The organism is Amycolatopsis sp. NPDC004747, assembly GCF_053601335.1.
This window is the reverse complement of sequence record NZ_JBSGBQ010000017.1, coordinates 173868-200283: the sequence shown is the minus strand read 5'-3', so window position 1 is coordinate 200283 and position 26416 is coordinate 173868. Positions and strand designations below refer to the sequence as shown.

General features: G+C 71.9%; 29 protein-coding genes. 11 read left to right on the top strand and 18 right to left on the bottom strand.

Annotated elements, in window-relative coordinates:
* Genes ribA through ACWEGE_RS27255 form a run of 6 tightly spaced genes read right to left on the bottom strand, consistent with a single transcriptional unit; the run spans position 1 to position 4953 of the window.
* On the bottom strand, positions 1-654 hold the full coding sequence (ribA, locus tag ACWEGE_RS27280; RefSeq protein WP_449663281.1) for a GTP cyclohydrolase II: 654 nt from the start codon (positions 652-654) through the stop codon (positions 1-3).
* Complete coding sequence (locus ACWEGE_RS27275) at positions 651-1670, bottom strand: lysylphosphatidylglycerol synthase transmembrane domain-containing protein (RefSeq protein WP_449663280.1); 1020 nt, start codon at positions 1668-1670, stop codon at positions 651-653. The genes ribA and ACWEGE_RS27275 overlap by 4 nt, the downstream gene beginning before the upstream one ends.
* Positions 1667-2500 (bottom strand): SAM-dependent methyltransferase, encoded by an 834-nt coding sequence (locus ACWEGE_RS27270; RefSeq protein WP_449663279.1) that lies wholly within the window; start codon positions 2498-2500, stop codon positions 1667-1669. Before ACWEGE_RS27270 ends, ACWEGE_RS27275 begins: the two co-directional genes overlap by 4 nt.
* Positions 2497-3564, bottom strand: coding sequence for a glycosyltransferase family 4 protein (locus tag ACWEGE_RS27265; RefSeq protein ID WP_449663278.1), 1068 nt, complete (start codon positions 3562-3564; stop codon positions 2497-2499). The genes ACWEGE_RS27270 and ACWEGE_RS27265 overlap by 4 nt, the downstream gene beginning before the upstream one ends.
* Complete coding sequence (locus tag ACWEGE_RS27260; protein ID WP_449663277.1) at positions 3561-3959, bottom strand: 6-pyruvoyl trahydropterin synthase family protein; 399 nt, start codon at positions 3957-3959, stop codon at positions 3561-3563. Before ACWEGE_RS27260 ends, ACWEGE_RS27265 begins: the two co-directional genes overlap by 4 nt.
* A gap of 31 nt (positions 3960-3990) precedes the next feature.
* Positions 3991-4953 carry a zinc-dependent alcohol dehydrogenase gene (locus tag ACWEGE_RS27255; protein ID WP_449663276.1) on the bottom strand — a complete coding sequence of 321 codons (963 nt, stop codon included), beginning with the start codon at positions 4951-4953 and terminating at the stop codon, positions 3991-3993.
* A 67-nt stretch (positions 4954-5020) separates the two neighbouring features.
* Between ACWEGE_RS27255 and ACWEGE_RS27250 the strand changes: the two genes are divergently transcribed.
* Entirely contained in the window at positions 5021-5770 is a 750-nt protein-coding gene (locus ACWEGE_RS27250; RefSeq protein WP_449663275.1) for a CDP-alcohol phosphatidyltransferase family protein, read from the top strand.
* Between the two features lie 18 nt (positions 5771-5788).
* On the opposite strand, the gene ACWEGE_RS27245 is transcribed toward ACWEGE_RS27250, so the two are convergent.
* Positions 5789-6949 (bottom strand): acyltransferase family protein, encoded by a 1161-nt coding sequence (locus ACWEGE_RS27245; RefSeq protein WP_449663274.1) that lies wholly within the window; start codon positions 6947-6949, stop codon positions 5789-5791.
* Positions 6950-7031: 82 nt separating this feature from the next.
* Positions 7032-8324, bottom strand: a complete 1293-nt coding sequence (locus ACWEGE_RS27240; RefSeq protein WP_449663273.1) for an FAD-binding oxidoreductase — start codon at positions 8322-8324, stop codon at positions 7032-7034.
* 90 nt (positions 8325-8414) lie between these two features.
* Here ACWEGE_RS27240 and ACWEGE_RS27235 point away from each other — a divergent pair, with 90 nt between their 5' ends.
* The 3 genes from ACWEGE_RS27235 to ACWEGE_RS27225 are packed head-to-tail and all read left to right on the top strand — an operon-like array spanning position 8415 to position 11130.
* Positions 8415-9299: a LysR family transcriptional regulator gene (locus ACWEGE_RS27235; RefSeq protein WP_449663272.1), complete on the top strand. Its 885-nt coding sequence runs from the start codon at positions 8415-8417 to the stop codon at positions 9297-9299.
* A gap of 31 nt (positions 9300-9330) precedes the next feature.
* Positions 9331-10128: an oxygenase MpaB family protein gene (locus ACWEGE_RS27230; RefSeq protein WP_449663271.1), complete on the top strand. Its 798-nt coding sequence runs from the start codon at positions 9331-9333 to the stop codon at positions 10126-10128.
* Positions 10129-10167: 39 nt separating this feature from the next.
* The gene (locus ACWEGE_RS27225) at positions 10168-11130 is read left to right on the top strand and encodes a DNA polymerase domain-containing protein (RefSeq protein WP_449663270.1); all 963 of its coding nucleotides are present in this window, start codon (positions 10168-10170) and stop codon (positions 11128-11130) included.
* Positions 11131-11208: 78 nt separating this feature from the next.
* Here ACWEGE_RS27225 and ACWEGE_RS27220 read toward each other — a convergent pair whose 3' ends face one another.
* Positions 11209-11631, bottom strand: coding sequence for a nitroreductase family deazaflavin-dependent oxidoreductase (locus ACWEGE_RS27220; RefSeq protein WP_449663269.1), 423 nt, complete (start codon positions 11629-11631; stop codon positions 11209-11211).
* 103 nt (positions 11632-11734) lie between these two features.
* Here ACWEGE_RS27220 and ACWEGE_RS27215 point away from each other — a divergent pair, with 103 nt between their 5' ends.
* Positions 11735-12199, top strand: a complete 465-nt coding sequence (locus ACWEGE_RS27215; RefSeq protein ID WP_449663268.1) for a MarR family winged helix-turn-helix transcriptional regulator — start codon at positions 11735-11737, stop codon at positions 12197-12199.
* Between the two features lie 6 nt (positions 12200-12205).
* Here the strand turns inward: ACWEGE_RS27215 and ACWEGE_RS27210 are convergent, their stop codons facing one another.
* The 3 genes from ACWEGE_RS27210 to ACWEGE_RS27200 form a co-directional block, all read right to left on the bottom strand.
* The gene (locus ACWEGE_RS27210; RefSeq protein ID WP_449663267.1) at positions 12206-12565 is read right to left on the bottom strand and encodes a PLDc N-terminal domain-containing protein; all 360 of its coding nucleotides are present in this window, start codon (positions 12563-12565) and stop codon (positions 12206-12208) included.
* A 58-nt stretch (positions 12566-12623) separates the two neighbouring features.
* Entirely contained in the window at positions 12624-13283 is a 660-nt protein-coding gene (locus ACWEGE_RS27205) for a hypothetical protein (RefSeq protein WP_449663311.1), read from the bottom strand.
* 121 nt (positions 13284-13404) lie between these two features.
* Positions 13405-14082, bottom strand: a complete 678-nt coding sequence (locus tag ACWEGE_RS27200; protein ID WP_449663266.1) for a GNAT family N-acetyltransferase — start codon at positions 14080-14082, stop codon at positions 13405-13407.
* A 296-nt stretch (positions 14083-14378) separates the two neighbouring features.
* On the opposite strand from ACWEGE_RS27200, the gene cutA reads away from it, so the two are divergent.
* Positions 14379-14702 (top strand): divalent-cation tolerance protein CutA, encoded by a 324-nt coding sequence (cutA, locus tag ACWEGE_RS27195; protein WP_449663265.1) that lies wholly within the window; start codon positions 14379-14381, stop codon positions 14700-14702.
* On the opposite strand, the gene ACWEGE_RS27190 is transcribed toward cutA, so the two are convergent.
* Positions 14699-15928, bottom strand: a complete 1230-nt coding sequence (locus ACWEGE_RS27190; protein ID WP_449663264.1) for a hypothetical protein — start codon at positions 15926-15928, stop codon at positions 14699-14701. The genes cutA and ACWEGE_RS27190 overlap by 4 nt on opposite strands.
* A 240-nt stretch (positions 15929-16168) precedes the next feature.
* On the opposite strand from ACWEGE_RS27190, the gene ACWEGE_RS27185 reads away from it, so the two are divergent.
* The 3 genes from ACWEGE_RS27185 to ACWEGE_RS27175 all read left to right on the top strand — a co-directional run bounded on the left by ACWEGE_RS27185 (position 16169) and on the right by ACWEGE_RS27175 (position 18296).
* Positions 16169-16423: a hypothetical protein gene (locus tag ACWEGE_RS27185; RefSeq protein WP_449663263.1), complete on the top strand. Its 255-nt coding sequence runs from the start codon at positions 16169-16171 to the stop codon at positions 16421-16423.
* 426 nt (positions 16424-16849) lie between these two features.
* The gene (locus tag ACWEGE_RS27180; RefSeq protein WP_449663262.1) at positions 16850-17092 is read left to right on the top strand and encodes a helix-turn-helix transcriptional regulator; all 243 of its coding nucleotides are present in this window, start codon (positions 16850-16852) and stop codon (positions 17090-17092) included.
* 361 nt (positions 17093-17453) lie between these two features.
* Positions 17454-18296 carry a PaaX family transcriptional regulator gene (locus ACWEGE_RS27175; protein ID WP_449663261.1) on the top strand — a complete coding sequence of 281 codons (843 nt, stop codon included), beginning with the start codon at positions 17454-17456 and terminating at the stop codon, positions 18294-18296.
* Here the strand turns inward: ACWEGE_RS27175 and ACWEGE_RS27170 are convergent.
* Complete coding sequence (locus ACWEGE_RS27170) at positions 18283-18678, bottom strand: RidA family protein (protein ID WP_449663260.1); 396 nt, start codon at positions 18676-18678, stop codon at positions 18283-18285. The two genes, ACWEGE_RS27175 and ACWEGE_RS27170, sit on opposite strands and share 14 nt — an antisense overlap.
* A gap of 67 nt (positions 18679-18745) precedes the next feature.
* On the opposite strand from ACWEGE_RS27170, the gene ACWEGE_RS27165 reads away from it, so the two are divergent.
* Positions 18746-21088 carry a bifunctional salicylyl-CoA 5-hydroxylase/oxidoreductase gene (locus ACWEGE_RS27165; RefSeq protein WP_449663259.1) on the top strand — a complete coding sequence of 781 codons (2343 nt, stop codon included), beginning with the start codon at positions 18746-18748 and terminating at the stop codon, positions 21086-21088.
* Positions 21085-22248, top strand: coding sequence for an acyl-CoA dehydrogenase family protein (locus ACWEGE_RS27160; RefSeq protein ID WP_449663258.1), 1164 nt, complete (start codon positions 21085-21087; stop codon positions 22246-22248). The genes ACWEGE_RS27165 and ACWEGE_RS27160 overlap by 4 nt, the downstream gene beginning before the upstream one ends.
* Here ACWEGE_RS27160 and ACWEGE_RS27155 read toward each other — a convergent pair.
* The 4 genes from ACWEGE_RS27155 to ACWEGE_RS27140 form a co-directional block, all read right to left on the bottom strand.
* Positions 22196-22819, bottom strand: a complete 624-nt coding sequence (locus ACWEGE_RS27155) for a DUF2306 domain-containing protein (RefSeq protein ID WP_449663310.1) — start codon at positions 22817-22819, stop codon at positions 22196-22198. The genes ACWEGE_RS27160 and ACWEGE_RS27155 overlap by 53 nt on opposite strands.
* 184 nt (positions 22820-23003) lie before the next feature.
* Positions 23004-24407, bottom strand: coding sequence for a GH1 family beta-glucosidase (locus tag ACWEGE_RS27150; RefSeq protein WP_449663257.1), 1404 nt, complete (start codon positions 24405-24407; stop codon positions 23004-23006).
* Positions 24408-24442: 35 nt separating this feature from the next.
* The gene (locus tag ACWEGE_RS27145) at positions 24443-25432 is read right to left on the bottom strand and encodes an ABC transporter ATP-binding protein (protein ID WP_449663256.1); all 990 of its coding nucleotides are present in this window, start codon (positions 25430-25432) and stop codon (positions 24443-24445) included.
* Positions 25432-26415, bottom strand: coding sequence for an ABC transporter permease (locus ACWEGE_RS27140; protein ID WP_449663255.1), 984 nt, complete (start codon positions 26413-26415; stop codon positions 25432-25434). The genes ACWEGE_RS27145 and ACWEGE_RS27140 overlap by 1 nt, the downstream gene beginning before the upstream one ends.
* Position 26416: the final 1 nt, after the last annotated feature.

Below are 26416 nucleotides of genomic sequence, written 5' to 3'. Positions count from 1 at the left end.
TCACGAGCCGGCGAAGGCTTGGTCGAGGTGCGGGAGGAGGTGGGCCATTCGGTCGGCCTTCGTCCGCAGGTACCGCAGGTTCTCCGGGTTCGGCGGAACCAGCAGGGGAACCTGCTCGCTGATCCGGATTCCGTAGTGCGTGAGCTGTTCGACCTTCTTCGGGTTGTTCGACAGCAGCCGCACCGAGCGGATGCCGAGGTCGGCCAGGATGCCCGCCGCCGCGTGGTAGTCGCGGGCGTCGACCGGCAGGCCCTGCACCACGTTCGCGTCGACCGTGTCGAGGCCCTCGTCCTGCTGCAGCCGCATCGCCTCGAGCTTCGCGAGCAGGCCGATCCCGCGGCCCTCGTGGCCCTGGACGTACACCAGCACGCCCGAGCCCTCCTCGACGATCCGGTCCAGTGCCGCCGCCAGCTGGTCGCCGCATTCGCAGTGCGTCGAGCCGAAGACGTCGCCGGTCAGGCACTCGCTGTGCACCCTGGTCAGCGCGCCGAGCGGGGAGACTTCGCCGTAGACCAGCGCGACCTGCTCGGTGCCGCTGCGGTCGAGGTACCCGACCGCGCGGAACGTCCCGTGCCGGGTCGGCAGCCGGGTTTCGACCACCCGCTCCACCACGGCCCGGCGCGGCAGATCCCCGACGACTTCGCTTACGGTCATGACTGTAACCCCACTTCCGTTTCGATCCCGGTGCCGGCCGCAACGCGCGGAGCGGGCACGGCACCGGTGTGCGGAGCGCGGGTAACGCGGAACCCGGCGACGCTCCGGACGAGCAGGACACCGGCGCCGGGCAGGCTCGCGACCAGCGTGAGCACGCCGTAGACCACGGCGACGGTGACACCTTGGGCGGCCCCCAGACCGGCCGCGCCGAAGAGCAGGGCGCAGACGCCCTCGCGCGGGCCGAAGCCGCCGATGTTGAGCGGGAGACCCATCGCGAGCAGCGCGAGGACCATCAGGGGCACGAGCTGCCACACCGGCGCGTCCACCCCGGCGACGCGGGCGGCGACGACGAACAGCGCCAGGTGCCCGGCCAGGGTGGCGACGGACAGGAAGCCCACGCTCGGCCAGGTCTCCCGGGTCAGCAGGCCCAGCCGGACGTCGGCGAGGGTGACGGCGAAGCCGCGGCGGAACTTCGACGGGCTGTGGATCCACTTCCCGCCGAGCACCCGGCCCACGACCAGCGCGGCGACCGCGGCCAGCACGACGACCACCCCGGCGCCCACGACGACCTCGCGGAACGCGCCGGGCACGACCGAGGGCGACGCGAGCACCACGGTGACCGCGGACGCGATGAGCACGACCTGGCCCGCGGTGCGCTCCAGGACGACGGCCCGCACGCCGCGCGGCACGTCGCCGCTGTCGCGGCCGTGCTGCACCGCGCGGTGGACGTCGCCGAGGACGCCGGCCGGCAGCACGCCGTTGAGGAACAGCGCGCGGTAGTAGTCGCCGACCGCGGCGCGCAGCGAAAGCCGCAGGCCGAGCCGGGTGGCGACGATCTGCCAGCGGCCGGCGCTGAACACCGTGGTCGCCAGGCCGATGGCCAGGGCGGCCAGGACGCCGGCGGCGCTGATCCGGCCGAGGCCGTCGAGGAAGGCGGCGCTGCCGAGCTGCCAGACGAGGACGGCGAGGATGCCGGCCGCGCCCAGGATCCGCAGCCAGGCCAGTGCGCGCTTCACGCCGCCACCTCCAGGCTCGGCGGCAGGACCAGCAGGTCGGCGTGGTGGATCACCGCGTGCAGCTCGCCTGCCGCCGCCTGCTCGATCCGTCGCCGCAGGTAGACCTCGGCGACCGGGCGCAGGTGGGGCAGCTGCTCGACGGCGGCGCCGACCCAGCCCTCCAGCCACTGCCGCTGCAGTTCCGCCTGGTCCGGGCCGAGCCGCCAGGCGGTCTCGGCGCGGCGGACCGTGGCGCCGAGCCGGTGGAACTCGGCCGCGGCGACGTCGACGGCGTTCGGGCCGAGCAGCCGGCGGCCGTCTTCGGTGACCCGCCGCTGGTGGGCGTTGAACGCGGCGGCGATGGCCGGGTCGATCGGGTCGGCGGGCGAGAGCTCCACCCGGCCGGTCACCGAAAGCATCAGCAGCGCCACGCACCCGGCCTCGACGATCGAGGTGGCCAGTGCCGTGATCTCGGCCCTGGTCAGCAGGTCGAGCAGGGCGGACGCGGTGACCAGCGACGTCCCGGCGAGGTCCTCGGCCCGCAGCGCGGTGATGTCGCGCTGCTCGGCGACGGCGGTGACCGGGCTGCCGTCGAGCGCGGTTCCCGGGAGGCTCCCCTGCGCGCGGGCGAGCAGTTCGGTGTCGTGGTCGTGCAGGATCCAGCGCTGGGTGCGGGGCAGGCGGGCGGCCAGCCAGCGGCCGAGCGAGCCGGTGCCGCAGCCGAGGTCGCGGATGACGACCTCCTCGCCGTTCGGCAGGTGGTCCTGCAGCGGGTCGAGGAGCCCCGTGGCACGGGCCGCCGCGTCCGCGGGTTCGCGCAGGTAGAGCCAGTCGGGAGCGAACGCGGTCATGCCGCCGCCTCCTGCCGCAGGAGGATGTCGGCGATCCGGCGGGCGGTGTCGTCCCAGCCGGTCAGGGTCTCGCGGCGCAGCTTCGCCGACGCGCGCAGCCGCGTCCGCAGCGCCGGCTCGGTGAGCCAGCGGCGCAGGGCGGTGCCGAGCGCTTCGACGTCGTCACCGGGCACGAGCATGCCGGGCACCGAGCCGTCCGGCGCGACGCCGACCGTGTCGGGCAGCGCGTCGACGTCGGTGGTCAGCACCGGCACCCCGCGGGCGAGGGCCTCGGTGACGACCATGCCGAAGGTCTCGGCGCGCGAAGGCAGCACGAGCAGGTCGGCGGTGTGGTAGGTCGCCTCGAGCGCCCGGCCGGTGCGGGGGCCGGTGAGCTTGAAGCGGTCGCCGAGCCGGTGCTCGCGCAGCCGCTCGACGTACTTGGTTTCGCGGCGGATCCCGCCGACGCATTCGCAGGTCCAGCGCAGGTCGGCGACGGTCTCCAGGGCCTGGGCGAGCACGCCCTGGCCCTTGCGCGGGGTCACGTTGGCCACGCAGACCAGCCGGGACACGCCGTCGGTGCCGATGGCCAGCGGCGAGGGGTCGACGCCCGGTGTCACCGCGTGCACCCGGTGCGGGGCCAGGCCGTGGTGGGCGATCAGCCGGCGCGCGGCCCACTCGCTGGTGGCGACGACCGAGCCGACGGCCGCCAGCGTCTCCCGCTCGAGCGCGTCGAGCTCGGCGGCGAGCGCGGGCGGCAGGCCGGTCTCGTCGGCCAGCGGCAGGTGCACCAGCACCGACACCGACAGCCGCCGGGCCTGCGGGACGACGACCTCGGGCACCCCGCAGGCGACCAGGCCGTCGAGCAGCACGGCCGAGCCGGTGGGCAGCGCGGCGAGGAGGTGGCCGAGTACCGCACGGGTCTCGGTGTCCGGCCGCGGCCAGCTGCCGGAGACGGCGATCTCGTGCACGTCGAAGCCCGCCGCGGCGAGCCGGTCGCACATCCGGCGGTCGTAGGTGTTGCCGCCGCTGGGGACGGACGAGTCGTCGACGTCCCCCGGGAGAACGACGTAGAGACTGTTCACAGTGCACGCTCGTAACTCGCCCAGGCGACGTGCGACTCGTGCAGCGAGACGGTGATCCCTTCGAGGCCGCGCGCGCCCTCGCCGAGGCGTCCGGCGTGGACGGCGTCGGCCAGGCGGTCGGCGATGACCTTCGCGAGGAACTCGGTCGAGGTGTTGATGCCCTTGAACTCGGGCTCGTCGTCGAGGTTGCGGTAGTTCAGGTCGCTGAGCACCGCCCCGAGCTCCTCCGTGGCCTTGCCGATGTCGACGACGATGTTGTCCTCGTCGAGTTCGGTACGGCGGAAAGTCGCATCCACCAGGAAGGTCGCCCCGTGCAGGCGTTGCGCGGGACCGAAGACTTCCCCGCGAAAGCTGTGGGCGACCATCACGTGGTCACGGACGGTGATGCTGAACACCAAGACCTCCGATGCGTACGGGTGGACGTGGTCACTGCGGCTGATACATGACACGGAGGCACAGGGCGGAAAGTTCATTTGCCGCCAACCGGGGTAACACCGATGGCAGATCCTCAAACATGCACTCGCCGTCGACCAGTGCTTCGAACGCGGGATCGGCCAGCAGCTCCATGGCGACGCCGAGGCGCTGGGCGTAGCTGCGGTCCGGCCGCGCGACCGTCCCGACCTGGCTGCTGCGGATCACCAGCCGCCGCGAATGGAAGTGCTCGCCGAGCGGGACACTCACCCGGCGGTCGCCGTACCACGACAGCTCGACGACCTCTCCTTCCGGCGCGAGCAGTTCCAGGGCCTTCGCGAGACCCGCTTCGGACGCGCTCGCGTGCACGACCAGGTCGCAGTCGCCTCGGGCTTCTTCGGGCGTCGAGAACTCCACGCCGAGCGCGGCGGCGATGTCCGCCTTGGCCGGATCGACGTCGACCAGCTGGACCCGGGTCGCCGGGAAGCCGCCGAGCAGCTTGGCGACGCTCGCGCCGACCATCCCGGCCCCGATCACGGCGATCCGGTCGCCGAGCCGCGGGCGGGCGTCCCACACGGCGTTGACCGCGGTTTCGACCGTGCCGGCGAGGATCGCGCGCCCGGGTGGAACGGCGTCCGGCACCGGCGTCACCGCGGCCGCCGGGACGACGTAGGCGGTCTGGTGCGGGTAGAGGCAGAAGACCGTCTTGCCCTCCAGGTGTGCCGGGCCCTGTTCGACGACGCCGACGTTGAGGTACCCGTACTTGACCGGGCCGGGGAACTCACCCTCCTGGAACGGGGCGCGCATGACGTCGTGCTGGCTCGCCGGGACACCACCGCGGAAGACGAGGGTTTCGGTGCCGCGGCTGACGCCGGAGCAGAGCGTCCGGACGAGCACGTCGTCCGGCCCGGGCACCGGCAGCCCCTCCTCCCGCAGCTGTCCCGAGCCGGGGCGTTGAACCCAGAAAGCCTGTTCCACGTGTTTCTCCTCAGCAGGCGACCGGAGGCTGGTGTCGCCACCCTATGAGCAATTCGCGGAGTCGACGATGATCAAACACGACCTTCTCCTGCGTTCGGTGATTCCGGCGCCGGTGCTCGCCGCGGGGGTCTTCGCGGGCGGTTTCACGCCGCTCGCCTGGGCGACCGGAGTCGTCTACGGCTTCGCGCTGGTGCTGCTCACCGAGTGGGGGCTGCGCCGCAGCGGCCGCGGCGCGTTCGGGCCGGCGGACTGGATCACGTTCGCCCGAGCGATCCTTGTCGGCTGCGCCGCGGCGCTCATCGCCGAGGGTGGGTTCTCCCTCGGGTGGCTGGTCGGGCTGGTCGGCGTGGCGCTGCTCCTGGACGGCCTCGACGGCCAGGTGGCCCGCCGCACCGGCACGGCGTCGGAGTTCGGCGCGCGCTTCGACATGGAGGTCGACGCGTTCTTGATCCTGCTGCTGTGCATCCAGGTGTCCCGCACGCTCGGGCTGTGGGTGCTGGCGATCGGCCTGATGCGGTACGTGTTCGTCGCCGCGTCGTGGACCATGCCGTGGCTGACCGCACCCCTGTACCCGAGCATGGCCCGCAAGACGGTCGCGGCCGTGCAGGGCGTGGTGCTGGTGGTCGCGGTGTCAGCCCTGCTGCCGCTGCCGGTGACGTTCGCCGCGGTCGCCCTCGCCTTGGCGTCGCTGACGTGGTCGTTCGGGCGGGACGTCGGCTGGCTGGCCCGCCACCGCGTCGAGCCTGCCCGGATCATCACGCTCTCCCGCGCGACCCTGCGCCGTCCGCTCGGCTACGGCCACAACCAGGCCGCCTGATCGCCGAACGGGGCCGGCTCAGGAGCCGACCGGTGCGGGCTCGGCGCGCAGCTCGGCGGGACGCCCGGCTTCCTGCCGTTCCGCGCGCCGGGCTTCCTTGCCGGCGATGAGCCGCTTGCCGACGTCGATCAGCGGCTTCTCGACCCAGCGGTGGATCAGGTCCGCGATCGCCAGGCCGACGATGAACACCGTCAGCGCCGAGACGGTCCGGTGCGGTGCGAGCCCGGGCACGGCCTGCACGACGGCGAAGTGCACCGGCCCCTGCAGCAGGTACAGCGAGTACGACCGCTCACCCACGAACCGCATCGGCGCCGTGCTGAGCAGCCGGCGCAGCGGACCCGGGCTGACCAGCACGATCAGCAGCAGCATCGTCAGCGCCGCGTACGCGACCAGCAGCCACAGGTTGTTGCGCGTCTCGTGCCAGAGGTCGTCGAAGTTCGTGTGCAGCAGCGCGAACGCCGCCACGATCGGGATCGCCGCCAGCGGGTGCGTCAGCGGCTTCAGCAGCGCGTACCCGCGGCGGTAGTGCAGCAGGATCGCCAGCAGGCAGCCGCCCGCCAGGATGAAGTAGTGGATCGTCGAGCGGTAGATCGCCGTCTGGGACTCGTTCAGCACGAAGCCGCCGGTGGTCGGCGGGACCAGGGCCAGCAGGGCCACCATCGACGCGCCGACCAGCAGGAACTTGCGCTTGGCCGCGCCGACCCCGATCGCCACCAGCAGGAACGGCCAGACCAGGTAGAACTTCTCCTCGATCCCCAGCGTCCACGAGCCGCTGAAGAAGTTGTCCGTGCCGGTGGTGGCCGCCGGCAGGAACTCGTTCAGGAACGTCAGGTAGTACTTCAGCGCCTGCGGGAAGTCGCGGGAGTGGAACTCGCCGCGCAGGATGACGAACGCGACGATCCCGCCCAGGATCACCAGGTACGGCGGCAGGATCCGGAACACGCGCCGGATGTAGAAGTTCGACAGCGAGATCCGGCCGGTCCGGTCCTGCTCGCGCAGCAGCAGCGTGGTGATCAGGAACCCGGACAGCACGAAGAAGAGGTAGACGCCGACCCAGCCCGAAAGCCACGTCCAGTTCGGCCCGCCGAAGTGGAAGAAGACGACCATCGTCGCGGCGAGCGCGCGCAGGCCGTCGAGCCCGGGGAACCGCCGCATGCCGAGGTAGTCCTCGTGGCTCATCGTGCGCAAAACGGTTCCCCTAACGGTGTGACCAGGCCCGGGCGAGTATATGGCGCCGCCCGTTTGCGGCCGGGTGCCCTCCTCATCCCGCCCGGAAGACGTTCCCGGCGTCGTACCGTTGCTTGAGCTCCCGGAGCCGCCGCAGGTCGGCGGGCGGAAAAACGCCGTCCGCCAGCTCCTCCGGCGCGTGCTCGCCGTAGACGAACGGCAGGAGCCGTCCGGTCGTCCACGGCGCCAGCGCGTCGAACAGCTTCGCGTGCGCGCGCCGGACCGCCGCGACACCGTCGTCGCCGACCACCGACAAGGCGCGGACGACGTACTCGGCCGAGCGGTCCCAGCCCAGGCCCGGTGTCTCCGGGGTGCGGGCGAGGGCGCCGCCCAGCCGGTCGATGATCAGCACCGGCGGCGCGGCCGCACCCGGGCCGGCGTGCTCGACGATCGCGTCGAGCACGGCGTCGTTCAGCTGGGAGACGGTCGCGTTGGTGCCGTGGTAGCCGTGCGGCTGCCGCGGCTCGGCCGCGATCGAGCCCGACTCGGTGAACGGCATCCGCCGCACGGTGTCGGTCAGCGCGGGGGCGACGGCCCGAAGCGGCGCGACGAGGTCGTCGCCGTCCTCACCGAGGTAGGCGATCCGGACCTGGGCGACGTGCCGTCCGCGCACCGGCTCGGGCACCACCGGCAGGTCGGGGTACCGGATCATGGCCAGTGACGTCGTCAGCGCGTCCGGCGCGGCCGCCGACCACGTCCGCCACGCCCGCAGCACGGCAGGCACGTCGGCGCCGCCGAAGGTGAGGCTGCCGCCGTAGAGCTCGCGCACCGGCAGGAGCTCGAACTCGATGGCCGTGACGACACCGAAGCCGTCGCGGCCGCCGCGCAGCGCCCAGAACAGCTCCGAGCCCGGCTCGGCGCGCCGCAGTTCGCCGTCGGCGGTCACGACGTCGATGGCCCGGACGTGGTCGGCGGCGCGGCCGTACCGGCGGGCCATCAGCCCGAAGCCGCCGCTGAGCGTGTAGCCGACGACGCCGACGTCGGGCGACGAGCCGCTGAGCGGCGCCAGGCCGTGCCGGCCGGCGGCTTCGATCACCGCTTCCCACCGGGCGCCCGCCGCCACCCGGGCGGTGCGGGCCGCGGCGTCGATCTCGACCCCGGTCATCCGGCGGGTGCTGATCAGGACGCCGTCGGTGCCCGCGGTCAGGCCGTGCCCGGTGGCCTGGACCGCGACGGACAGGCGGTGCTCGGCGGCGTGGCGCACCGCGGCGACGACGTCCTCGGCGCTTTCGGCGGCCACGACGGCCGCGGGCGAGGTGGGCACCGCCGTCTGGAAACCGGCGACTTCTTCGGCGTAGCCGTCCTGACCGGGGCGGAGGAGGTGCATCTCGAGTCCTTTCGTTCGCTGTCTCCAGCTTCGAACGGACTCGATCAGAAGTCCAAGATCTGGTTTTTCTGCGGACTAGAATCAACGCTTATGGAACTGCACCAGCTCGCCTACTTCGTCGCCGTCGCGGAGGAAGGCAGCTTCACGCGCGCGGCGGAGCGGCTGCACGTCGCCCAGCCCGGGGTGAGCGCCCAGGTCAAACGCCTGGAACGGGAGCTGGGGCAGCAACTGCTGGACCGCTCCGGCCGGACGGTCCGGCTCACCGACGTCGGCGCCGCGGCCCTGCCGCACGCCCGGGCCGCGCTCGCGGCGGTCCAGGGGGTGCGCGAAGCCGTCGAGGAGCTCGCCGGGCTGGTCCGCGGGCAGGTCGCGATCGGCATGGTGACGTCGGCGGGCCCGGTCGGGCTGCCCGACCTGCTGGCCGGCTTCCACGAGCGGTACCCGGCGGTGGAGATCACGCTGTCGGAGGCCGATTCCGAGACCATGCTGGCCGGGCTGCGCGAGGGACGGCTCGACCTCGCCGTCGTCGGCATCTCGACGGCGCCGCCACCCGGCATCGGGACGCAGGTGCTGCTCGAGGAGCCGTTCCTGGCCGTCACCGCGGCGTCCGGCCCGCTCTCCGACCGGGACGAAGTCGGCATTCCCGAGCTCGACGGCGTGGCGCTGATGGCGTTGCCGAAGGGGACGGGCCTGCGCACGGCGTTGGACGCCGCGTTCGCCCGAGAGGGGCGCACGCCGCGGATCGCGTTCGAAGCGGCCGACCCGAACGTCCTGGTGCAGCTGGCGGTGCGCGGGCTCGGGGTGGCGATCGTGCCGGAGTCGCTGGCCCGGTACCACCAGACGGAGCTGCGGATCATCGGCCTCGGCGGGCCGGGGCTGCGGGGTGCGCTCGCGCTGGCCTGGCGGACGGAAGGGCCGTTGAGCCCGGCCGCGCGGGCGTTGATCGCGTTCGCCCGGGCGGCTTACCGCTCTTGACAGGTCGTCAACAGCGGCGTTCTCTCGGGTGATGACCGAGACCGCCCTCCGCGACGCCGTCATCGGCGCCGGGCTGCTGGCCGGCAGCGCGAACGTGATCATGCAGCTGTCCCGCGCGCCCGTCGGGCACGGCGTCCTGGAGAGCCGGGTCGACAGCGGCAACCTCTTCCGTCACCCGGTGAAGCGGACCCGGACCACGCTGACCTACCTGGCGGTCGCGACGATGGGCACCGACGCCGAGCGCGCGGCCTACCGGCAGGGCGTCAACCGGGCCCACGCGCAGGTGCGCTCGACGGCGTCGAGCCCGGTCGCCTACGACGCCTTCGACACCGACCTCCAGCTGTGGGTCGCGGCCTGCCTGTACAAGGGGTTCGAAGACGTCTACCTGGCGTTCTTCGGCGGCGAGGCCGAGCGTTTCTACGCCGAGGCCGCCGTCTTCGGCACCACGCTGCAAGTGCGGCCGGAGATGTGGCCCGCGGACCGGGCGGCCTTCGCGGAGTACTGGGCCGGCGGGCTGGCCGAGGTGCGCATCGACGACCCGGTCCGCCGCTACCTGACCCGGATCGTCGACCTGGAGTTCCTGCCGCCGGTCTTCGCCGTGCCCGGGCGGCGGTTCCACCGGTTCGTCACCACCGGCTTCCTCCCGCAGCGCTTCCGCGACGAAATGCGGCTGCCCTGGACCGCCGCCGACCAACGCCGGTTCGACGCGCTGCTCGGCGCGCTCGGCCGGGTCGTCCGCGTGCTGCCCGGGCCGCTGCGGCGGTTCCCGTTCAACCTCTGCCTGCAGGATCTGCGGTGGCGGCTGCGCGCCGGACGTCCGCCTGTTTGAGAGTTGACCGCTTCCCGCGGGACCACGAGGGTAGGGCGGATGAGCGGTGATGAGGTGTGGCACGGCGTCAAGCTGAGCAGTCTCGACCAGGAGGTCTTCCCCGGCGCGAAGGTCACCAAGCGCGAGCTGCTCGACTACCTCGAAGCGGTGTCCGGGCGGATGCTGCCGGAGCTGCACGACCGGCTGCTCAGCGTCGTGCGGGTGCTGCGCGGCCAGGGGCCGTTCATGCAGAAGAACCTGCCGAAGTACACGCCGGAGTGGGTGGCGCGCCGGGCGCTGTGGGCCGACCGCTCGCGCCGCGAAGTCACCTACGGCCTCTGCAACGACCTGCGCACGCTGATCTGGTTCGGCAACCAGCGCGCGATCGAGTACCACACGTCGCTGTTCCGTGGCGAGCCCGCGAACGGGCCGACGCACCTGATCCTCGACCTCGACCCGCCCGCGGACGCCCCGTTCTCACTGGCCGTGGGGGCCGCGAAGCTGGTGCGGGAGGCACTGCGCAAGGACGGCCTCGACGGCGCGGTGAAGACCAGCGGCTCCAAGGGTGTCCACGTCTTCGTGCCGCTCGCGCCCGGGCAGGCGACGGAGGACATCGCGGCGGCGACCCGCGCGGTCGCGGCCCGGGCCGAGCGGATCGACCCGGAACTGGGCACGACGGAGTTCGTGGTCGAGCGCCGCGAGGGCAAGGTGTTCCTGGATTCGACGCGGGCCGGCGGCGCCACGGTCGTCTCGGTCTACAGCCCGCGCCACCGCCCGGGCGCCCCGGTGTCGTTCCCGGTCCGCTGGGCCGACGTCGATTCCGTGGCGCCGGCCGACTTCACGGTGCACACGGCCCCGGACCTCCTGGCCGGCGGCGACCCGTGGACGGAGGAGATGCCGGAGCCGTTCGTGCTGCCCGCGGACCTGGTCGAGGAGGGCCACACGATCCCGATCGCGCGGGTGGTGGCGATGCACGAGGGCAAACGCCGGGCCCGCGCGGCCCGTAAGCCGGACCAGGGGTGAGGGCGGCCTCCGGAGGGGTGGAGCGGTTCCCACCGCACGACCGGAAGCCGTCACCCCCGGCCTCCCCGGACCTCGCCGCTAGCGCTCGAGGACCACGATCGGGATGAGCCGGTCGGTCTTCGTCTCGTACTCCGCGAAGCCTTCGGCGTGCGCCACCATGCCCGCGTACAGGCGGTCGCGCTCGGCGCGGTCGGTGATCACCGTGGCCGTGGCCTCGAACGTCTCGGTGCCGACCTCGACCGTGACCTTCGGGTTGGCGACCAGGTTGTGGTACCAGGCCGGGTTCTTCGGCGCGCCGCCCATGGACGCGGCGACGACGTAGCGGTCGCCGTCCTTGGTGTAGACGAGCGGGGACAGGCGCTCCGCCCCGGTCTTCGCGCCGATGGTGGTGAGCAAGAGCACGTTCTTGCCCTCGAAGTAGTTGCCGACCTTGCCTTCGTTGGCCCGGAACTCCTCGACTACCTGCTTGTTGAAGTCGTTCATGTCGGCTGGCGTGGTCATGGGATCCCCTGTTTCTGGCCGGTACGCTCGACCGGACGCGAGGTAGGCTCGGCCGGGCCGAAGCGTTTGCTTTGCAAGCAAAGCTACCGATCGGAGGTGAGCGGTGTCAACGGAGGCCGGACCGAGTGTCGAGGACGGCGTGCGGCAGCTCCTGCTGCTCATGCCGCGCCTGGTCGGCCGGGCGAAGCGGACGCCGGTGCCGGCGGAGCTGGACGGCTGCGCGCTGGCGCCGCGGCACCTCTCGCTGCTGTCGTACCTGCTCTTCGACGGCCCGATGACGGTCACCGAGCTGGCCACCCGCCTCCAGGTGGCCCCGACGACGGCGAGCCTGATGGTCGGCGACCTCAGCCGCCAGGGCGTGCTGAACCGCGACGAAGACCCGGCCGACCGCCGCCGCACGATCGTCAGCATCACCGAGGACAAGCGCCCGGCGGTCGACGCCTGGCTCGCCAACGGCGCGCGGGCCTGGAGCGACGCGCTGACGCCGCTGACCCCCGCCGAGCGGCAGCTGGTGATCTCGACCCTCGAAGCCTACGAACGCGGGACCTGCGACGGCCCGACCTGCTGAGGCGCGTTATTCGTCGCCGCGCTTTTCGCGGGCCAGTTTGCGCTGGGCTTCCGCGCGTTCCCGGCACCTGCGGAGGAATTCTTCGTCGTCCTCCGGGTTGGTCGCCGCGAACCGGCCCGGCCGGTCGTACTCCGGGAAGGCCGGCGAGTGGCGCTCGTACGGGCCGCGCGCCCGCGTCACCTGCTCCGGACGGCCCGCCACCAGCCAGATGATCGAGCCGACCAGCGGCACCACCAGGACGAGCAGCAGCCACAGCCCCTTCGGCAGGTTGCGGCACGACGACTCGTCCGTGGTGATCACGTCGACCAGGCAGAAGATCCACAGTCCGAACGTGACGATGCCGAGCAGGCCGTTGAAGTACAGCAATTCCCCGCCTTCCCCCGAGAAATGAACGCGGTAAGTCTTAGCAGAAGGCCGCGGCAGGTCACCCGCGGGTCACCCGCAGGACCGCGGGCATCCGGAGATTCGGCGCCGGAACCCAGGAGATTTCCGTTTCCGTCAGGCGAAACCCGCGCAACGCCTCGAGAACGCCGGCGGCGAGGGCGAGGGCGTGGCGCGATCCCGGGCACGCGCGCGGCCCCGCCCCGAACGGCGTCCCGGCGAGGGACACCGCGACGTCCTCGCCGCCGATCCGGCGGCGCGTGGCGAGCACCGGCTGCTCGGCGGGTTTCCCGGTCAGTGCCGCGAAAAGCCCGTTGCCGATCAGGCCCGCCGTGGCGTCGCAGGCCTGGACGAGCAGGCCGATCCGGGCCGCCGCGAGCTCGGTCGGCCCGCCGCAGACCCCCACCAGCCGCGTCGACGCCGCTTCGGCCGCCGCATCCGGCTCCACGTGCGGGTGGTAGGCCGCCGCGACTCCGACCACGTCGGCCGAGACGTCCGGCAGGCCCAGCGCCTCGGCGAGCACGCCGACCGGCACCGGCCGGGCGATCCCGGCCATCACGTCGACGCTTTCGAGGTCGGCGACGATCCGGCGGGTACGCGAGAACGCTTTGTGCTGCAACGCATCCGCGTCGACCGAAGCCAGCGCGGCCACGGCGAGCGCCCGGCGGCGGACGTGGTCGGCGCCGTTGCTGAAGCGGGCCACGGACGCGCGCAGCCAGGCAACGCTCCCCGGACGGACGTCGAGGGGCACGGGCGGAACCGGAGCGGAAAGCGAAGTCATGCCGCGAAGTTAGCCGCGGAAAACGTCGGCGACAGCCGAAGTTTTAGAGCACCGAAGCCGCCGGAAACCACTTCGCCTGCGGGCCGGCACAGCGCGCCGGGCGCGGGACGTCGTGCTGGAACCACCACGCCTCGGTGACCCGGCCGTCCGGCAGCCGGTACGTCGGCGGGCCGGCGACGCGGGCGAGCCCGGCGGCCTCCAGCGACCGCGCGCTGGCGAAGTTGCCGACCTCGGCGCCGGCCCGCACCCGCGCCAGGCCGAGGTGGTCGTGCGCCAGCGTCAGCCCGGCCGCGAAGAGCACCCGCCCGTACCCGCGGCCGCGGTAGGCGGGCGCGAGGTAGCCGCCGGTCTCCGGGCCGCCGTCCTCACCGGTGTGCACGCTCACCAGCCCGGCGCAGCGGTTGGCCTCGAGGTCGATCATCACCAGGTCGACGGACTGAGGATCGGGCGACGCCCAGTCCGGGCCGGTGCCGGGCACGACCCGCAGCGCGTCCGCCCGCGCCGGCTCGGCGACGATCGAGTCGCGCTGCCAGCCGAGCCACCGCTGCGCGGCCGGATCGCTGCCCCCGGCCACGGCGGCGGCGTACTCCCACGCGGTCGGGGTGCGGAAGAGGAAGCGCCCGGAGCGCAGCACGTGGCCCTGCCGGTCGCAGGCCCGCTTGGTCATCAGGCGGCCCCGGCGGGTGAGCCGGTCGAAGATCCCCTTGGTGGCTGGCAGCATCGCGGCGAAATCGTAGCGGAGCGATCGGGGCCGGAGTTGCCATCGTGGCGCGATCACTGGACCAGTGGCACCTACCGTCGGCGACATCGCGCAGACCCGCGCACTCAACGACGCCCCGTGCTGCAGGCCGCGCTCGATCAGCTCACGGTCACCTACTCGGTCCGGAACATCTGATCCGGGCGCTGGTGATCGTGCCGGTCGCCGCCGCGGTCGTGCCGGCCGTGGTGTTCACCGTGCCCGCCGACGATCACGGCGTAGCCGGCTGACCACGGTCCGGTCGCCCCTAGGCTCGGGTCATGACCGTTCATCTTGTCGTGACGACAGCAACCCCAGATCGTGAATCCGGTGAGAAGCTGGCGGGCTCGGCCGTCGCCGCCCGGCTCGCCGGCACAGCACAGGTCATCGGCCCGGTCACGTCGTTCTTCTGGCACCTCGGCGAGAGTGGAAAGGGCGAAGAGTTCAACGTGACGTTCAAAACCACGGACGTGCGGTACAGCGAGCTGGAGGCGCACATCGTCGCGAACCACCCGTGGGACAAACCGGAGGTCACGGCCGTCGAGCTGGTGCGCGGCTCGGCTGACTACCTGGCGTGGGCGGAGGAGTCCACCCGGCCGCGCTAGACCTCGAGCCGGGCCAGGAGGTCGCCGACCATCGGCGTCGAGCGGTACCGCGTCAGCTGGCGGGCGATGGCCTGGATACGGGCGGCGGGGCGGATCGAGCCGACACCAGCGGCCAGGTCCGCCGCGCGTCCGAGGGTCGCGGCAGCCTGCTCGACCTCGTGGGCGTGCAGGTAGGACGTGGCGAGCCACGTCAGGTACAGCGCCTTGTCGCGGGCATGCGTGTCGTCGAACCCGGCAAGCACGCGCTCCAGCACCGGCACGGCCCGCAGCGGTCGGCGAAGCTCGGTCCAGCAGCGGCCGGCCATGATGTCGATCTCGGCCTCGTCGACCCAGAACACCCAGTCCGGGTCCGCCCGGTCGGCACGCGAGTGGAGAGCTTCGCGGGCCTCGTTCAGCGCCCGGTCGGCCTCCTGCGGCTCGCGCGCGGTCGCGTGAGCCCACGCCTTCCGGTCGAACAGCAGGGCGCTCACCTTCGGCGTGGCCATCGGCCGTGCGACCTCGCACGAGTTGCTCGCCAGCTCGGTGCCGCTCTGCGCCGTGGTGGTCCGCTGATAGGCGGCGTAGGCCAGGGCGTTCCCAGCCAAGTCGAGAGCTCCGGCTTCCTCGGCGGCTGTCTGGCTGTCGCTGTAGAGCCGCTGAGCAATGGCATGCCGGCCGTGGTCGAACGCTGCCCAGCCAGCCTGTTGCTGCTGCTCGGCCAGGAGGGCGAGTAGCTGCTGGCCGATGTCGATCGAGTGACTGGATTCGCGAAGCAGCCGCTGCGTGAAGTCGACTTCAGCGGAGTACACCGGGAAGGTCTCGGCGCCGCCCATTATGTTGTCGAGGCGACGGAGGCGCGCAGTTCGGCGGCGCAGCTCGTCGATGTCGGATTGCCCGATCCGACGCCCGGCCTGCTGTTCGGTGTGGGCGAGCGGAATTGCCAGCGCGGCCATTGCTCCGATGAACTCACGCCGCCGCACTGTCTCTCCTGCCTTCGCCTTCCGCTGTTCTGTTCGCGTCATCGTGACCGCGACCTGAATCTCCTGCACACCGACTTCGAAGCTCGCAGCGATATGCCTTTGCCAGAACGGGGTGGGCAGTCGTCGCTCGGACTCCCACCGCGATACTTCGTTGCGCGTGACGGCCCGCCCCGCAATCGCGGAAAGCACCTCGGCCTGATCGGTTTGAGAGCGGCCGGCGCGTTTGCGCTCGGTTCGGAGCAGTGCGCCGACCCCTTGCTGCTCCACTCGTGCTCCTCGCGGTTCGCGCCATGACAGGTGGCCACCATCGCCCTGGCCCCCAGTTCTGGCCACCTCTTGCGAATGGCCACCTCCTCGGGCTCCTCCTACCAGCCATTATCGCTCCTAGCGTCAACCTCGTGACGATGCGAGATGGCGACAGCTCAGGTCGAGCGCCGAGATGACCGACAAAGACCGGCAGGACGCAGCCGCCTCCCTCCGGGCGTTCGATTCGGAGCGGGATACCCGATGAGCGCGGTGATCTACATCGACTTCGAGGCCATCCACCCGGTCATCAACGGCGAGTGGCACCGGACCCGGCTCTCCGGCATCCCGCAGCCCGGCCAGGGCATCACCATGCTCTGCGGCGCCACCGCATCCGCCACGTTCCTGCCGCACGAGCAGCGCCGCGACCACGGAGTACCGACCGCGTGCCCGCGCTGCGATTCGGTCTACCGCCGCGAGCGTGGCATCCCGCAGCAGCACATGCGGCAAACCCGCTGAGCCCTCGGCCGGCGCGCTGCCCTCAATCGGCGCGTCGGCCGGGTTCCACCTGCTCCGCACACCGAACCGAGGAAGGCCGATGCCGCGGAACCCCGCTGGACCAGGACCGACGAGGCCAGGGCCGGGCAAGGACACGCCCGCGTCACCCACCCGCGGCAACCCCGGCCCACAGCCCCGGCCGATCCAACCGAAACCGCCGAAGCGCTAGGAGACGCCATGCCGAAGAGGCCGAAATTTCGCCGACGCGACCGCCGCAGCTGCCTCGCCGGAGGCCAAGCAGGCAACGTGGCCTTCGGAGGCTCGGCGGGAAGCTATCCCCCGCCGCAGCCAACCGGCCCGACCCACCCCGGCGCCGGCTACCGATCGAGCCTGTTCCGCTGGTCGCAGGGCCCGCCCACGCAGGACGACGAGAGCTAGGATCGACCCATGCGGTCGACCCGGGAAATGCGCAGGCTGGTGGCGGTACTGCTCGCAGGAGAAGCCGAAACACGCTTCTACCCCGAAGACCTGCGCCGCGACGCGCAGGTGCACAGCAGGCGGCTCTACCCGATGCTGAACCAGCTGCAGGACCGCGGGTGGCTCGTCGACGGCTGGGACGAGCCCGCCAAGACCCACCGATACTACGTACTCACCGACGATGGGCGACGCGAACTGGCCAAGCCGCTGTAGCGGGACGTCCGGCTCCAGAACAACACAGAAGCTCACCCCCCGCGTGGCAGGGTGGGGCTTGTGCGTGCGTTCACCGCTTCCGTGTCGTCTTCGACTCGTCGACGGCGGCCGGCGCCGACTTCGGATCGAGGAAGTCGCGCACGATCTACGCCTGGGCGGCCCGTCCGATAACCTCCTGCGCGCGGCGCTCAGCGGCAAGAAGACGCTGCGGGCCGGGTGATCGCGTGGGGATAGACGTGGGACGAAGCGCGCAACGGCCAGTCGCTCCCGGACACTCCGAACGACGACGTGACGAACGCCAGTTCCAAACTGCTCCCAAACGCATATCCCCAGGTTGCCCGGCGTTCGTTATTGTGGCGCGATGACGGCCGTACCCGAGGCAACCGAACTGGACGGCTCCGGCCGGTCCGCCCAGCCTCGCCAGCTCATCGTGACGGTGTACGGCCTCTACTCGCGCACCGAGGGCGGCTGGCTCTCCGTCGCCTCGCTGATCGACCTGCTGGCCGCCGTCGGCGTCGACGAGCCCGCGGTGCGCTCGTCGATCTCCCGGCTGAAGCGGCGCGGGATCCTCGAAGCGGTCCGCCGCGACGCGACGGCGGGCTACGAGCTGTCCGACGAAGCCCGCGAGATCCTGCGCGAGGGCGACGAGCGGATCTTCCGGCGCGGGCGCGCGACCCCGGCCGACGGCTGGCTGCTCGCGGTGTTCTCGGTGCCCGAAACCGAACGCCACAAGCGGCACCTGCTGCGCACCCAGCTCGCCCGGATGGGCTTCGGCACCGCGGCCTCCGGCGTCTGGATCGCCCCGGCCCACCTGCACGCGGCGACCGAAGAAGCGCTCACCCGGCTCGGCCTGGCCGGGTACGCGGACCTGTTCCGCGCCGACCACCTGGCCTTCGGCGACATCACGGCGAAGGTCCGCCAGTGGTGGGACCTCGACCGCCTCGACGAGCTGTACACGACGTTCCTCGACGAACACGGCCCGGCGCTGCGCCGCAAGTCCGTGACCGAGGAGCAGGCCTTCGCCGACTACGTCCGCGTGCTGACCGGCTGGCGGCGGATGCCCTACCTCGACCCCGGCCTGCCCGCGGAGTTCCTGCCCCGCGGCTGGTCCGGCGTCCGCGCGGCCGAGCTGTTCTTCGAGCTGCACGCCAAGCTGGAGACGCCGGCCCGCGCGTTCGTCGCCAAGGCGATCAACCTCGGCTGAGCACCGCGAAGCCCTGCACCTCGACCAGGGCCTCCTCGTCCCACAGCCGGGACACGCCGATGCCCGCCATCGCCGGGTACTCCGTGCCCGCGAGCCGCTTCCAGACCCGGCCGATCTCGCGCGCGTGGGCCCGGTAATCCTCCATGTCCACGATGTAGATCGTCACGCTGCAGAGGTCCGCCGGCGAGCCGCCGGCGGCTCGCAGGGACGCCAGCAGGTTGCCGAGCGCGCGTTCGAACTGCTCGACGACACCGTCGCCGACGATCTTGTTCGACGCGTCCAGCGCGGTCTGGCCGGCGAGGAAGACCACCCGCCCTTCGGCCACCACCGCGTGCGAGAACCCGGACGGCTTGCCCAGCTCCGGCGGGTTGATGCGTTCCATGCCGGACACGGTACGCCATCTTTCGCGTTATTGACGGTCGTAGTCGTCACGACATACCCTGGACGGCGTGCGAATCGCGGTCATCGGTGGCGGCCCGGCGGGTCTGTACTTCGCCGCGCTCGCGAAACAGCTCGGTCCCGGCCACGAAATCACCGTCTGGGAGCGCAACGCGCCCGACGACACCTTCGGCTTCGGCGTCGTGTTCTCCGACGAGACCCTCGGCGGCATCGAGCACGCCGACCCGGCCGTCCACGAAGCCATGAAGGCCGAATTCGCCCGCTGGGACGACATCGACGTCCACTACCGCGGCACGGTCACCACCTCGGGCGGCCACGGCTTCGCGGCGATGAGCCGCAAACGCCTGCTCGGCATCCTGCAGAGCCGCTGCGGCGAGCTCGGCGTCGGCCTGCACTTCCGCGAGGACGCCCCCACCGACCTGAGCGGCTACGACCTGGTCGTCGCGGCCGACGGGGTCAACTCCGCCGTCCGGAACCGGTACGCCGAGACGTTCCGGCCGAGCGTCGAGACGCGTCGGTGCCGGTACATCTGGCTGGGCACGGACCTGGTGTTCGACGCCTTCAAGTTCTACGTCCTCGAAACGCCGGCCGGGATCATGCAGATCCACGGCTACCCGTACGGCCGCGACGGCAGCACGTTCATCCTCGAGGTGCAGGAGGACGTCTGGCAGCGGACGTTCGGCCCGATCGCGGCCACCGCGCTCAAGCCGGGCGAGAGCGACGAGAAGTCGATCGCGCTGATCCGCGAGCTGTGCGCCGACGTGCTCGACGGCCACCAGATCATGGCGAACAATTCGAAGTGGGTCTCGTTCGGCACGGTCCGCTGCGAGACCTGGGTGCACGAGAACGTCGTCCTCCTCGGCGATGCCGCGCACACCGCGCACTTCTCGATCGGCTCGGGCACGAAGCTGGCGATGGAGGACGCGCTCGCGCTGGCCGCGTGCCTGCACGAAAACGACGGCGTCGCGGAGGCGTTGAAGGCCTACGAGCTGGAGCGGCGGCCGGTCGTCACGTCGACGCAGCGGGCCGCGCAGGCCAGCCTGGAGTGGTTCGAGAACATCGCGCAGTACGCCCACCAGGAGCCGCCGCAGTTCGCGTTCAACATCCTCACGCGCAGCCGCCGCGTCACCTACGACAACCTCCGCCTGCGCGACCCCGAGTTCGCCACCGAGCTCGACAACTGGTTCGCACGTTCGCTCGGAACCACGTCGCGGCCGCCGATGTTCCAGCCGTTCTCCTTGGGCGAGCTGGAGCTGCCCAACCGGATCGTCGTGTCGCCGATGGACATGTATTCCGCTGTGGACGGTGTGCCGCGCGACTTCCACCTGGTGCACCTGGGCAGCAAGGCCCTCGGCGGCGCCGGGCTGGTGATGACCGAGATGGTCTGTGTCTCCCCCGAAGGCCGGATCACGCCCGGCTGCGGCGGTCTCTACACCGCCGAGCAGGAAGCCGCGTGGAAGCGGATCGTCGACTTCGTCCACGCGCAGACGCCCGCGCGCATCGGCGTCCAACTGGGACACTCCGGGCGCAAGGGTTCGACGAAACTCATGTGGGACGGCATCGACGAGCCGCTGCCGACCGGCAACTGGGAGGTGTGCGCCCCTTCGCCACTGCCCTATTCGGACCGGAACCAGGTTCCGCGCGAGCTGTCCACTTCGGAGCTCTCGGAGATCCGTGACCAGTTCGTCGCGTGTGCCGAAGCCGCGGCCCGGGCCGGGTTCGACGTCCTCGAACTCCACTGCGCGCACGGCTACCTGCTGTCGTCCTTCCTCTCGCCGCTGACGAACCAGCGCACGGACGCTTACGGCGGCTCGCTCGAGAACCGGCTGCGCTTCCCCCTCGAAGTCTTCGACGCGGTCCGGGCCGCGTGGCCGGCCGAGCGGCCGATGACGGTCCGGATCTCGGCCACCGACTGGTGCGAGGGCGGCATCGACGCCGACGACGCGGTCGAGATCGCCCGGGCGTTCGCCGCCCACGGCGCCGCGGGCATCGACGTCTCGACCGGCCAGGTCGTCAGCGAGGAGCGCCCGCAGCACGGCCGCAGCTACCAGACGCCCTACGCCGACCGGATCCGCAACGAAATCGGCGAGGAGTACGGGATCGCGGTGATCGCGGTCGGCGCGATCTCGTCCTACGACGACGTGAACTCGTTGATCTTGGCCGGGCGCGCGGACCTCTGCGCGCTGGGCCGGACCCACCTTTACGATCCACAGTGGACGTTGCACGCGGCCGCCGAGCAAGGGTACCCGTTGCCGTGGCCGAAGCCGTTCGCCGCGGGCAGCCGCAAGCCGCAGACGGGCCGCTCCGACGGGCCGGAGCCGCGTCTCGACCTCGTCCGGTCCGGTCCCACCGGCACCGCCCACGCCCGCTGGCGACCGGGAGCTTCGTCATGACGTTCACGCTGAACCCCGAGCAGCAGACGTTCGCCGCCGAAGTGCGGCAGCTGGCAGCCGAGCAGCTGCTCCCGATCGCCGAGTCCGGGTTGGAGGGTGCGGTCAACCGGCCGTTGCTGAAGGCGATGGGCGCGCTCGGCCTGCTCGCCCGGCTCTTCCCCGGTGTCGCCTCGGGGACGCCGTCGCGGCAGGCGGCCGCGACGGACCTGTGCATCCTGCGCGAGAACCTCGCCACGGTGAGCACGGAAGCCGAGACCGCGTTGGCGTTGCAGGGACTGGGAAGCTACCCCGTCCTCCAGTCCGGAAGGGACGAGCAGGTCGCGAAGTGGCTGCCCGCGGTGGCGGCCGGCGACGCGGTGGCGGCGTTCGCGCTGACCGAGCCGGACGCGGGTTCGGACGCGGCCGCCTTGTCGTTGTCCGCCGAACCGGACGGCGACGGCTGGCGCCTGACCGGCGAAAAGATGTGGATCTCCAACGCGCCGGAGGCCGACTTCTACACGGTGTTCGCCCGCACGACACCGGGCGCGGGCTCCCGCGGAGTGAGCGCGTTCGTCGTCCCCGCCGACCGCCCGGGCCTCGGCGGCGAGCACCTGGACCTGGTGAGCCCGCACCCGATCGGCACGGTGACGTTCGACGGCGTCGAAGTCCGCCGGGAAGAGCTGCTCGGCGAGGAGAACCGCGGCTTCGCCGTGGCGATGCGGACCCTGGACCTGTTCCGCCCGAGCGTCGGCGCGTTCGCCGTCGGCATGGCCCAGGCCGCCCTGGACGCCACTGTGGACCACACGGGTGAGCGAGAGGCCTTTGGTGGCCCGTTGATCAAGCAGCAGGCGGTGGCCCACACGCTGGCCGAGATGGCCACCCGCACGGAAGCCGCCCGGCTGCTGGTCTACGCGGCGGCGGGTGCCTACGACGCGGGCGAGCCGAACCTCGGCGGCCGCGCGGCGATGGCGAAACTGTTCGCCACCGAGGCGGCCCAGTTCGTCGTCGACTCGGCGGTCCAGCTCCACGGCGCCCGCGCGCTGCGGCGCGGGCACCTGCTGGAGCACCTGTACCGGGAGGTCCGGGCACCCCGGATCTACGAAGGGGCGTCGGAGATCCAGCGCACGATCATCGCGCGCTGGCTGACCGCTTCGGCGTCCGGTCGAGCCACCACTGGCTGAGCACCAGCAGCGTCAGGACGCTCAGCGCGGCGGACACGGTGGCGGCGCTGAGGATCATCGTCTCCTTGTCCAGGCCCCGCGGCATGACCACCAGGAAGCCGACCGGGGACAGGGCCCGGGTCATCAGGGTGTTCATGCACATCGCGAAGCTGCGGATCATCCACTTCCGGTGGTCGCCGAACCGCCGTTGGCGCACCGCCCGCCACCCGGCGACGGTGAAGCCGAGCCACAGCACGGCGGCCACGACGTCGAGCGCGGCGACGACCGGCCCGAACGGGCTCACCGCGCCGACCGTCGCGGCCATCACGGCCGCCGGGATGGCCCCGCCGAAGACGTAGACGCGCCCGACGCGACGGTGGACGACCGGGTGCGTCCGGCGCAGCCACGGCCAGATCTGCAGGATCACCCCGACGATGGCGACGGTCCCGAAGGCGATGTGCGCGACGAGCAGCCAGTAGTGCGCGGCGAACCCGGCGGGCGCCGGAACCCGCGACCGCGCGGGATCGAGCGTGAGGTAGGGCGGCACGGCGTAGGCGAGGAAGACGGCGACGACCAGGGCGAGCGGCGCCACCCAGGGCCGTCGCCACCACTTCGGTTGCGGCTGGACGGATGCGGGTCTGACTTCCGTGCGGACGGTCATGGCTCCCCCAAGTCGCCGGTCGGGTTTCGCCCGACCGACGCTAGGGAAGTGCCCGGAGCCGGACCATGGGGCGCACCACCCCCGCTCCGGTGGGGTGCGCCCTACCGCCGAAAGGTCAGCTGCCGCGGACCCGCCGGACAGTGTCGCGGTAGAAGTACCCGCTCTGCTTGATCGTCCGCTCCTGCGTCTCGTAGTCCACCCGGATCAACCCGAACCGCTTCGCGTACCCGTACGCCCACTCGAAGTTGTCCAAAAGGGACCAGGCGAAGTACCCGCGCACGTCCGCCCCCGCCTGGCGGGCCGCCGCAACGGCCGCGATGTGCGAGGCCAGGTACGCCGTGCGTCCGTCGTCACGCACGTAGCCGGTGGAGTCGGGGTCGTCGTCGAACGCCGAGCCGTTCTCGGTGATGTACATCGGCAGGCCCGGGTAGTCGCGGCCCAAGCGGGTCAGCAGCTCGGTGAACTTGCCCGGCAGGATCTCCCAGCCCATCGCCGTCGTCGGCTCGCCGAACGGGATCACCCGGGACGCCGGGACGCCGTCCGCGTCGACGGCCGACCCCGCGTCGTCCACGCCCGAAAACTGCTGGCCGAAGTAGTAGTTCACGCCCAGGAAGTCCAGCGGGGCGGAGATCACGTCGAGGTCGCCGTCCTGGACCGGGAGGCGGACGCCGCGGGCGGCCAGGTCGTCGACGACGTCGGCCGGGTAGCGGCCGTGGACCAGCGGGTCCAGGTAGATCCGGACGCCGAGGCCGTCGGCCTGGCGCGCCGCGCGCACGTCCTCCGGGGAGTCCGTCGCCGGGTCGGCCGTGCACATGTTGAGCGTGATGCCGAACTGCGTGTCCGCCGGGGCGGCCTCGCGCATGCGCTGCACCGCCAGCCCGTGGCCGAGCAGCAGGTGGTGCACCGCGTGCAGCCCCGCCGCGTAGTCACGGCGGCCCGGCGCCATCACGCCGTGCACGTACCCGTGCATCGCCGAGCACCACGGCTCGTTCAGCGTCGTCCAGTGCCGCACCCGGTCGGAGAGCCGGTCGAACACCAGCATCGCGTAGTCCGCGAACCGGTACGCCGTGTCGCGCGCCGGCCAGCCGCCGGCGTCCTCCAGCTCCTGCGGGAGGTCCCAGTGGTACAGCGTCAGCCACGGCGTGATGCCGCGGCTCAGCGTCTCGTCGACGAGCCGGTCGTAGAACCCGATGCCCGCCTCGTTGACGCCGCCGCGGCCGTGCGGCTGGACCCGGGGCCACGCCACGGAAAACCGGTAGGTGTCGGCGCCGAGCGAGCGCACCAGCTCGATGTCCGACGGCATCCGGTGGTAGTGGTCGCAGGCGACGTCACCGGTGTCGTTGTTGTCGATCGCCCACGGCTCCCGGCAGAAGGTGTCCCAAATGGACGGTGTCCGGCCGTCCTCGGAGACCGCGCCTTCGATCTGGTACGCGGCGGTGGCCACGCCCCAGCGGAAGTCCGGCGGCAGGGTGTCGATCAGCGCCTGCTGCTCGGCGGTCGCGGCTGTGGTCTCGGTCAAGGCGGCTCTCCTCCAGGGGTATCGGACACCGGCGGTCATGCAGTGGCGACGGGGTGCAGCCAGCACGCCACTTCGCGCGCCGGGTCGCCGGGGGTGCCCAGCAGCGGCACGCGGTCGGGGCACGGCTCGAAAGCCTTGGGGCACCGCGGGTGGAACGCGCAGCCGGACGGCATCCCGCGGGTGTCCGGCGGCGATCCCGGGATCCCGGCCAGCTCTCGCCGTGGCCCGCGCAGTGCGGGGAACGAGTTCAGCAGGCCGTGGCTGTACGGGTGCAGCGCGTCCCGGTAGAGGTCCGCCGCCGGCGCCTGCTCGACGATCCGGCCGCCGTACATGATCGCGATCCGGTCCGAGAACTCCACCAGCAGCGAAAGGTCGTGCGTGATGAACAGGACCGAGAAGCCCAGCCGTTCCCGCAGTTCCACCAGCTGGCCGAGGATCTGCCGCTGCATGACGACGTCGAGCGCGGTGGTCGGCTCGTCCATGATGACGATCCGCGGTTCGAGCGCGAGCGCCATCGCGATCATCACCCGCTGCCGCATGCCGCCGGACAGCTGGTGCGGGTACGCCTCCAGCCGGTCGGCCGAAATCCCCACCAGCTTGAGCAGGTCCTTCGCCCGGGCGATCCGGCCCGCCTTCGTCGTCCGCGGCTCGTGCGCCTTGATGACGTCGACCAGCTGCGTGACCACCTTGTGCACCGGGTTCAGCGAGTTCATCGCGCCCTGGAACACGATGGACGTTTCCGCCCACCGGAAGTCACGCAGCTGCTTGTCCGTCAGTTTCAGGACGTCGTAGGGCTCGCCGTCCGCGGGGTGGTAGATCACCTCGCCGCCGCGGATGACGCCCGGCGGCGCGAGCAGCCGGGTCAGCCCGTAGGCCAACGTGGACTTCCCGCTGCCGCTTTCCCCGGCCAGGCCGAGGACTTCGCCGCGGTGCAGCGTCAGGTGCACGTCCCGGACCGCGCGCACGGCCTCGTCGCCGACGCCGTAGTCGACGTCCAGGCCCTTGATCTCCAGCACCGGATCCATCACGGCGTTTCCTCCCGCCCGAGCACGGGCGTGAAGCCCACGCGCATGCGATGCGTCTTCCCGTCGGCGCCGCGCACGCGGGCCTTCCCGCTGCCGCGCAGCCGCGGGCTGACGAACTCGTCGATGCCGAAGTTGAGCAGGGACAACGCCGTGCCGAGGATGGCGATCGCCAGCCCGGCCGGCACGAACCACCACCACGCGCCCTGGGCCAGCGCCTGCTGGCTCTGCGCCCAAAACAGGATCGTGCCCCAGTTCCAGTTGGACAGCCCGGAGACGCCGACGAACGCGAGGGTGATCTCCGACATCACGGCGAAGATGACCGTGCCGACGAAACTGGACGCGATCACCGCGGTCAGGTTCGGCAGGATCTCGAAGAAGATGATCCGCCAGGTCGATTCGCCGGTCGCCCGGGCGGCTTCGACGTATTCGCGGCCTCTCAGTGACAGCGTCTGCGCCCGGAGCACCCGGGCACCCCACGCCCACGACGTGAAGCCGATGATCACCGCCACCAGGATGTCGCCGCCGGTGGGCACCGCGCTGCCGATGATGATGATCAGCGGCAGCGCCGGGATCACCAGGAACACGTTGGACAGTGCCGAGAGGCCTTCGCCGGGCGTGCCACCGAGGTACCCGGACGTCACGCCGACGATCACCGCGAGGATCGTCGCCACGATCCCGGCGGCCAGCCCGACCAGCATGACGCTGCGGGTGCCGACCACGACCTGGCTGAAGATGTCCTGGCCGAGGTGGGTGGTGCCGAACCAGTGCCGGCCCGACGGCGCTTCCAGCAGATCGCTGCTGCGCGCCGACGGGTCGTACGGCGCGATCCAGTCGCCGATGATCGCGATCACCAGGAAGAAGCCGATGACGGCGACACCGGTGACGGTCTTGCCGCCGGTGAGGAACCGGAAGCGGCGCCGCCGGGCGACCGCTTCGAGCGGGAGGGCCTGGGCGGCCTTGACGTCCGCCGCGGGTACGGCCATG

What these genes read in the sequence shown, in the direction of transcription:
- ACWEGE_RS27185 (WP_449663263.1), top strand. Translation starts at nt 16,169, where the DNA reads ATGAGCGCGGTGATCTACATCGACTTCGAGGCCATCCACCCGGTCATC.
- cutA (WP_449663265.1), top strand. Translation starts at nt 14,379, where the DNA reads ATGACCGTTCATCTTGTCGTGACGACAGCAACCCCAGATCGTGAATCC.
- ACWEGE_RS27200 (WP_449663266.1), bottom strand. Translation starts at nt 14,082, where the DNA reads ATGCTGCCAGCCACCAAGGGGATCTTCGACCGGCTCACCCGCCGGGGC.
- ACWEGE_RS27175 (WP_449663261.1), top strand. Translation starts at nt 17,454, where the DNA reads ATGACGGCCGTACCCGAGGCAACCGAACTGGACGGCTCCGGCCGGTCC.
- ACWEGE_RS27270 (WP_449663279.1), bottom strand. Translation starts at nt 2,500, where the DNA reads ATGACCGCGTTCGCTCCCGACTGGCTCTACCTGCGCGAACCCGCGGAC.
- ACWEGE_RS27220 (WP_449663269.1), bottom strand. Translation starts at nt 11,631, where the DNA reads ATGACCACGCCAGCCGACATGAACGACTTCAACAAGCAGGTAGTCGAG.
- ACWEGE_RS27180 (WP_449663262.1), top strand. Translation starts at nt 16,850, where the DNA reads ATGCGGTCGACCCGGGAAATGCGCAGGCTGGTGGCGGTACTGCTCGCA.
- ACWEGE_RS27140 (WP_449663255.1), bottom strand. Translation starts at nt 26,415, where the DNA reads ATGGCCGTACCCGCGGCGGACGTCAAGGCCGCCCAGGCCCTCCCGCTC.
- ACWEGE_RS27230 (WP_449663271.1), top strand. Translation starts at nt 9,331, where the DNA reads ATGACCGAGACCGCCCTCCGCGACGCCGTCATCGGCGCCGGGCTGCTG.
- ACWEGE_RS27225 (WP_449663270.1), top strand. Translation starts at nt 10,168, where the DNA reads ATGAGCGGTGATGAGGTGTGGCACGGCGTCAAGCTGAGCAGTCTCGAC.
- ACWEGE_RS27145 (WP_449663256.1), bottom strand. Translation starts at nt 25,432, where the DNA reads ATGGATCCGGTGCTGGAGATCAAGGGCCTGGACGTCGACTACGGCGTC.
- ACWEGE_RS27240 (WP_449663273.1), bottom strand. Translation starts at nt 8,324, where the DNA reads ATGCACCTCCTCCGCCCCGGTCAGGACGGCTACGCCGAAGAAGTCGCC.
- ACWEGE_RS27245 (WP_449663274.1), bottom strand. Translation starts at nt 6,949, where the DNA reads ATGAGCCACGAGGACTACCTCGGCATGCGGCGGTTCCCCGGGCTCGAC.
- ACWEGE_RS27170 (WP_449663260.1), bottom strand. Translation starts at nt 18,678, where the DNA reads ATGGAACGCATCAACCCGCCGGAGCTGGGCAAGCCGTCCGGGTTCTCG.
- ACWEGE_RS27160 (WP_449663258.1), top strand. Translation starts at nt 21,085, where the DNA reads ATGACGTTCACGCTGAACCCCGAGCAGCAGACGTTCGCCGCCGAAGTG.
- ACWEGE_RS27235 (WP_449663272.1), top strand. Translation starts at nt 8,415, where the DNA reads ATGGAACTGCACCAGCTCGCCTACTTCGTCGCCGTCGCGGAGGAAGGC.
- ACWEGE_RS27250 (WP_449663275.1), top strand. Translation starts at nt 5,021, where the DNA reads ATGATCAAACACGACCTTCTCCTGCGTTCGGTGATTCCGGCGCCGGTG.
- ribA (WP_449663281.1), bottom strand. Translation starts at nt 654, where the DNA reads ATGACCGTAAGCGAAGTCGTCGGGGATCTGCCGCGCCGGGCCGTGGTG.